At 28.8% G+C, this 6,093-nt stretch carries 7 protein-coding genes; 4 read left to right on the forward strand and 3 right to left on the reverse strand.

The features are described from left to right. The 4 genes from rpmE to mtaB all read left to right on the forward strand — a co-directional run. The coding region (rpmE, locus tag ACH2BO_RS09075) for a 50S ribosomal protein L31 (protein WP_395044436.1) at positions 1-91 on the forward strand (91 nt) is incomplete at its 5' end. 119 nt (positions 92-210) lie between these two features. Then, positions 211-1,386: a GlmU family protein gene (locus tag ACH2BO_RS09080; protein WP_395044430.1), complete on the forward strand. Its 1,176-nt coding sequence runs from the start codon at positions 211-213 to the stop codon at positions 1,384-1,386. 181 nt (positions 1,387-1,567) lie between these two features. Continuing rightward, complete coding sequence (locus ACH2BO_RS09085; protein ID WP_395044431.1) at positions 1,568-2,770, forward strand: ATP-binding protein; 1,203 nt, start codon at positions 1,568-1,570, stop codon at positions 2,768-2,770. Between the two features lie 162 nt (positions 2,771-2,932). Continuing rightward, positions 2,933-4,261 carry a tRNA (N(6)-L-threonylcarbamoyladenosine(37)-C(2))-methylthiotransferase MtaB gene (mtaB, locus tag ACH2BO_RS09090; RefSeq protein ID WP_395044432.1) on the forward strand — a complete coding sequence of 443 codons (1,329 nt, stop codon included), beginning with the start codon at positions 2,933-2,935 and terminating at the stop codon, positions 4,259-4,261. Positions 4,262-4,406: 145 nt separating this feature from the next. Here mtaB and ACH2BO_RS09095 read toward each other — a convergent pair whose 3' ends face one another. The 3 genes from ACH2BO_RS09095 to ACH2BO_RS09105 are packed head-to-tail and all read right to left on the reverse strand — an operon-like array spanning position 4,407 to position 5,960. Continuing rightward, on the reverse strand, positions 4,407-4,748 hold the full coding sequence (locus ACH2BO_RS09095; protein WP_395044433.1) for a hypothetical protein: 342 nt from the start codon (positions 4,746-4,748) through the stop codon (positions 4,407-4,409). A gap of 23 nt (positions 4,749-4,771) precedes the next feature. Next, a complete protein-coding gene (locus tag ACH2BO_RS09100) occupies positions 4,772-5,644 on the reverse strand; it encodes a T9SS type A sorting domain-containing protein (RefSeq protein ID WP_395044434.1) in 873 nt (290 codons plus the stop codon). Positions 5,645-5,648: 4 nt separating this feature from the next. Next, positions 5,649-5,960 carry a GNAT family N-acetyltransferase gene (locus ACH2BO_RS09105; protein ID WP_395044435.1) on the reverse strand — a complete coding sequence of 104 codons (312 nt, stop codon included), beginning with the start codon at positions 5,958-5,960 and terminating at the stop codon, positions 5,649-5,651. Between the last annotated feature and the right edge of the window lie 133 nt (positions 5,961-6,093).

The raw sequence follows: 6,093 nt of genomic DNA on the forward strand, positions 1-6,093 counted from the left end.
TCATCCTTTTTACACAGGTAAATCTAAACTTATTGATACTGCAGGACGTATTGATAAATTTAAAACTAAATATGCTAAACACGCTAAATAATTTTTTAGCAAAATATATTTTAAAACCTTTCAATCTTTTGGAAGGTTTTTTTATGCCACAAACTTTTGTAACTTTGTACAGTACAGACGAAGCATTGCTTCGTCTCTAACCAATCAATTATGAATTATATTTTATTTGACGGAACCGTTCGCAATGCACTTTTGCCATTTACCTTTACTCGTCCTGTTGCAGATATACGCATCGGAATATTAACTATTCGCGAAAAATGGGAAAATTATTTAGGTTCAACCACAACAACTTTAACCGAAGAATATCTTTCTGAAAAGTTTCCAATGGTAGAAATGGAAGAGAATGTAATGATTAATGCATCGTTTCTTCCAAATGATATTTTATCTGAAATGATAAAAAATCTTGAAATGAATCAAGCTATATTTAAAGGAGAAGAAGTAATTGCATTTTTTACAAATGATACACAAGAAGAAGTAGATTTTGATACCTACGAAATAATAGATTTCAGCGAAGATTGTTTACGACTAGAACATACTTGGGATATTTTTGCCAAAAATGATGCTGCAATTCGCGAAGATTTTGAGTTGTTAACCGAAGATAGAATTTCGCAACCTATTCCTAAAACTGTAAATGTTATTGCACCCGAAAATATATTTATTGAAGAAGGAGCAAAGCTTGAATTTGTTACTCTAAATGCATCAACTGGACCAATTTACATAGGAAAAAATACTGAAATTATGGAAGGTTCTGTAATTCGTGGACCATTTGCACTTTGCGAATTTGGAAGAGTAAAATTGGCTTCTAAAGTTTATGGCGCAACAACTGTTGGTCCACATTCTGTAATTGGTGGTGAAGTTAGTAATTCTGTTCTAATGGGATATTCTAATAAAGGTCATGACGGATTTTTAGGAAATTCGGTTTTGGGTGAATGGTGTAATATTGGAGCAGACAGCAACAATTCGAACCTTAAAAACAATTATGAAGAAGTGAAATTATGGAGTTATGAAACTGAGAATTTTGCCAAAACTGGTTTGCAATTCTGCGGCTTAATGATGGGAGATCACAGTAAATGTGGCATAAACACAATGTTTAATACAGGAACCGTAGTTGGCGTTTCCACAAATATATTCGGTTCAGGTTTTCCTAGAAATTTTGTGCCAAGTTTTTCTTGGGGTGGAAATTCTGGATTTACAACTTATTTAACTAATAAAGCATTTCAAACTGCCAAAATTGTTATGGCTCGTAGAAATGTTGAATTTACCGAACAAGATGCCAAAATCCTTGAACACGTTTTTGAAACTACCAAAAAGTGGAGAAGCGAGTGAATATATAACAATTTGAAAATCGATTAAATAAATTTTTATAAATAAAAATATCCGATAATTTATATAATACACTATGTAAATTATCGGATATTTTATATTATATTATATTGAAATTATCAGATAATATTAAAATAAATATTTAAAATATTGGATATTATAAAAATAATTATACCTTTGTGCTATGGTACGAAGAAAAAAACAACTAGTTATTTCTAAACATTTATCCAAAAAAGAATTCACTATTCTTGTTGGGCAAAGACAAATAGGTAAATCTACACTACTAAAACAAATGTATGAAGATTTGAAACTAAAAGGTGAAACGTGCTATTTTTTAAACCTTGACCGAAAAGATATTTTGGATGATTTAAACATGAATCCAGAGAATTTATTTAAAATTTGTCCTTTAATTGATGGTAAAAAAATTATTGTTTTTATTGACGAAATTCAATATCTTGATGATGCAACCACTTTTTTAAAATTGTTATTTGATGAATATAATAATCGATTAAAAATTGTTGCTACAGGAAGTTCGGCTTTTTACATAGACAAACAATTTAAAGATTCACTAGTTGGAAGAAAGAAAATTTTTCAAATGGGAACTTTAGATTTTGAAGAATTTCTTCATTTTAAAGGTAGAAACGACTTAGTAGATGAAATTGCTAAACTCAAATCAAGAAAAGCTACAAAGTCCATTCACGAAAATTTACTTTGGGCATATATGGATGAATTTGTCAATTATGGCGGTTATCCTGCTGTAGTTTTAGAAAATAATATTGAAGAAAAACTAGAATTATTAAGAGAAATTCGTGATTCATATATAAAAAGAGATTTGCTAGAATCTGGAGTTACAGACGAAACTAAGTTTTACAGAATGTTGATGCTTTTGGCAAGTCAATCTGGAAATATGTTGAATGTAAATGAAATTTCAAATACTTTGCGAATGACAAATTCAACTGTAGAAAACTATTTATATGTATTGCAAAAATGTTTTCATATTACAATAGTTAAACCTTTTTATAACAATTTACGAAAAGAGTTGACTAAAATGCCAAAAGTGTATGTTCACGATTTGGGTTTGCGTAATATTTTAATAAATTATTTTGCACCAATTGAGCAACGTGCAGATAAAGGATTGATTTTAGAAAATTTATGCTTTAGAGTTTTATCTCAAAATTATGAGCAAGATCAAATAAAATATTGGCGAACAGCAGATGGAAATGAAGTCGATTTTATTGTTGAAACTCAGTATTTAAAAGGTTTTGCTGTAGAAGTAAAGTTTAATGAGCAAGAAGCTAGACTTTCTAAATTCAAGAAGTTCATCAGTAATTATCCAGATTTTCCTTTAGAATTCTGGTGGTGGAAAAAGATGAATTTGATAGTTTAATTTTTCAAAAATGTTTTTAGACAAAGATTCACAGATTTTTAAAATTATTTAATCTGTGAATCCTTGGCTATTTTATTTTAATTTTTTAACTAAATTTGCAATCTCAATTTTTTGACAACGACCTGCCTGTCGGCAGGCAGGCTTCATTAATTGAGCTTACTTATGGAAAATAAAAAAAAAGTTGCCTTCTACACTTTAGGATGCAAATTAAATTTCTCCGAAACATCTACTATTGCTAGAAATTTTCAAGACGAAGGTTTTGAAAGAGTTGATTTTGAAGAAGTTGCAGATATGTATGTAATCAATACTTGTTCAGTGACAGAAAATGCCGACAAACAATTTAAACAAATTGTAAAAAAAGCATTAAAACTTAATGACAAAGCTTTTATTGCAGCTGTTGGTTGTTACGCTCAATTAAAACCCGAAGAATTAGCTGCGATTGATGGTGTAGATTTAGTTCTTGGAGCCACAGAAAAATTTAAGATTACCGATTATATTAATGATTTATCCAAAAACGATATGGGCGAAATTCACTCGTGCGAGATTGGAGAAGCCGATTTTTATGTAGGAAGTTATTCCATTGGCGATAGAACTCGTGCTTTTTTGAAAGTTCAAGATGGTTGCGATTACAAATGTACTTATTGCACAATTCCTTTGGCACGAGGAATTTCTAGGAGTGATGCATTGGAAAACGTATTGCAAAATGCATCAGATATTTCGAAACAAGGAATTAAAGAAATTGTTTTAACAGGCGTAAACATTGGCGATTACGGAAAAGGTGAATTCGGAAATAAAAAACATGAACATACTTTTCTTGATTTAGTAAAAGCTTTGGATGAAGTTGAAGGCATTGAGCGATTAAGAATTTCTTCTATTGAACCTAATTTATTGAAAAATGAAACCATCGATTTTGTTTCAAAAAGTAGAACATTTGTTCCGCATTTTCATATTCCGTTACAATCAGGAAGCAATGAAATTTTAGGTAAAATGAAGCGTCGTTATCAACGAGAAGTTTATACTGATAGAGTTGATAATATTCGAAAAGCGATGCCAAACGCTTGCATTGGTGTTGATGTAATTGTTGGTTTTCCTGGAGAAACTGATGAACATTTCTTAGAAACTTACAATTTTTTGAATGAAATGGATATTTCTTATTTACACGTTTTTACTTATTCTGAAAGAGACAATACCGAAGCTGCAACAATGGAAGGCGTTGTTCCAATGAATGTTAGAAACAAACGAAGCAAGATGTTGCGAGGTTTATCAGTAAAAAAACGTCGTGCTTTTTATGAATCTCAAATTGGAACTAACAGAACAGTACTTTTTGAATCTGAAAATAAAGAAGGTTACATTCACGGTTTTACAGAAAATTATGTAAAAGTAAAAACGCCTTGGAATCCTGAATTAGTAAATACTTTACACGAAATTAATTTGACTAAAATTGATGAAGATGGAAGTGTTCGAATGGAGTTTTTGGAAGTTAATGTTTAATTTGGAATTGTATAATGTATTATCGTAAAGTGTAAAAATTGTAACAAGATTAATTACATTCTGAGATTATTACATAATGACAAATTAAATACTATTTTACACAAATTTATATCTTACAATTTTACAATATACATTCTACAATTTTCTAATACTTATAATGAAACCGAATTTTAGTAATTCTAAAAACAGTCTCACTATATTGTTCTATAAATTCAAATTTATTTCTTCCCGGTTGTTTTAAATCTATTATAGAATTAGCATCGATTTCGAAATACAAACCGTTTCCTTCCATCATAAATTTGTTGCCTTTTTTGCGATAAGCTGAACGTTGAAGTGTAAATTCTGACAAATTCCATGTGGTTAGTTCAGCATCAAAATCGTCTTTAACATTGGATATGCCAATTGTTATTTCAGTTTTGCTTCCATAATATTTTTCGATATTCTCAAAAAACGAAATGACTTTTTGTTTAGTTTCATCAGAATTCATTTTATAAAGAAAGTAAAAAAAAATTATTTTTTCACAAATTTGTGATTATAAATTTGTCCGTTATCATTTATATTAAGTAGGTACAATCCTGATTTTAAGTTTGAAACATTCAAATTATTGTTTAAACTATTTTCAGAAAAAACAACCTTTCCACTTACATCATATATTTTTGCATCAAAAATAAAAGTATTCTCAATAAATAAAATTTCGTTTACAGGATTAGGATAAATAACAATTTTAGGTAACACATTTTCATTAGTACCTAAATTTGTAAAAACCAAATTATCTAAATAATCCGCAACACTATTGGTATTAAGGTCGTCATCTAAAACAGTTCCATTAAAGTTATAATCTTCATTAATAGTTAATGTAGTATCACCATCGTCATCGCTATCTTTATAATTAGAAACAAAATCATTATCTGTGTTATCATCAAAAAGAATTAAATTCGAATTTAAATCCTCGTTTTCATTCAATACTGTATCATTATCATAATCTAAATTCAATTCCACAGTTTTTAAAATATGGCAAGAAAAATTATAATCTAAATCAGCTTGGTTGTATTGAATTCCAGTACCAGAATATTCTAATTTTAAACTACAAAACTGTTCAAATGGAACTTGGTTAGTATAAATAGAAGTTAAAATTGGATTAGTGTTGTTAGATCTATCGATTTCAGATGGATATAAAGTAAAATTATAACCAGATAAATCGTAACCAACTTCGCTTAGAGCATAGGACAAAACGTAGTTTAAATAATAATTTATTTCAAATGGAACATAACCATCATTATCAATGTCAATTTTATCAAAACTTCTGCATCCTGCTGGACCAGGAATTTGTCCAATAACGTTAAAATTTATAATAAGGAATAGAATTATGTACTTTATATTCATTCAATTATATTTTTATTCCTGGAGGAAGCAAATCTCTATAAGTAGTGTTTTTTCTAAAGAAAAGTGCAATTTTAGGTAGAATAGGAACTACTTTTAATTTACGTTCATAAGCAATTTCCATAATATTTTTTAACAAATCGTTTATAAATTCTTCATTTTCAAAACCTTCAGGAACATTAATTCTTGTTAGAAAAATTTTCTTTTCTTGAAAAGAATATTCAAGTGAAACTAACTTTCCGTCAACCAAAGTCTCAAATTGTCTAGCAAATGTATTGTCTTTAATTTCCATTTTTTCTAAAATTAACTCTGAGTTCATAATCAAGTGGAATAAATAAATTATTTTTATGCAAATTTCGGAATAATTTATGGATAAAGCCACCGAAATTCGTTAAAGTTATGAGCAAAATTCAAGTTTATTTTATGCCAGGATTAGCAGCTAGTCCAACTAT

Origin of the sequence: Flavobacterium sp., from assembly GCF_043773265.1 — a bacterium.
In the GTDB taxonomy this organism is placed as follows: Bacteria; Bacteroidota; Bacteroidia; order Flavobacteriales; family Flavobacteriaceae; genus Flavobacterium.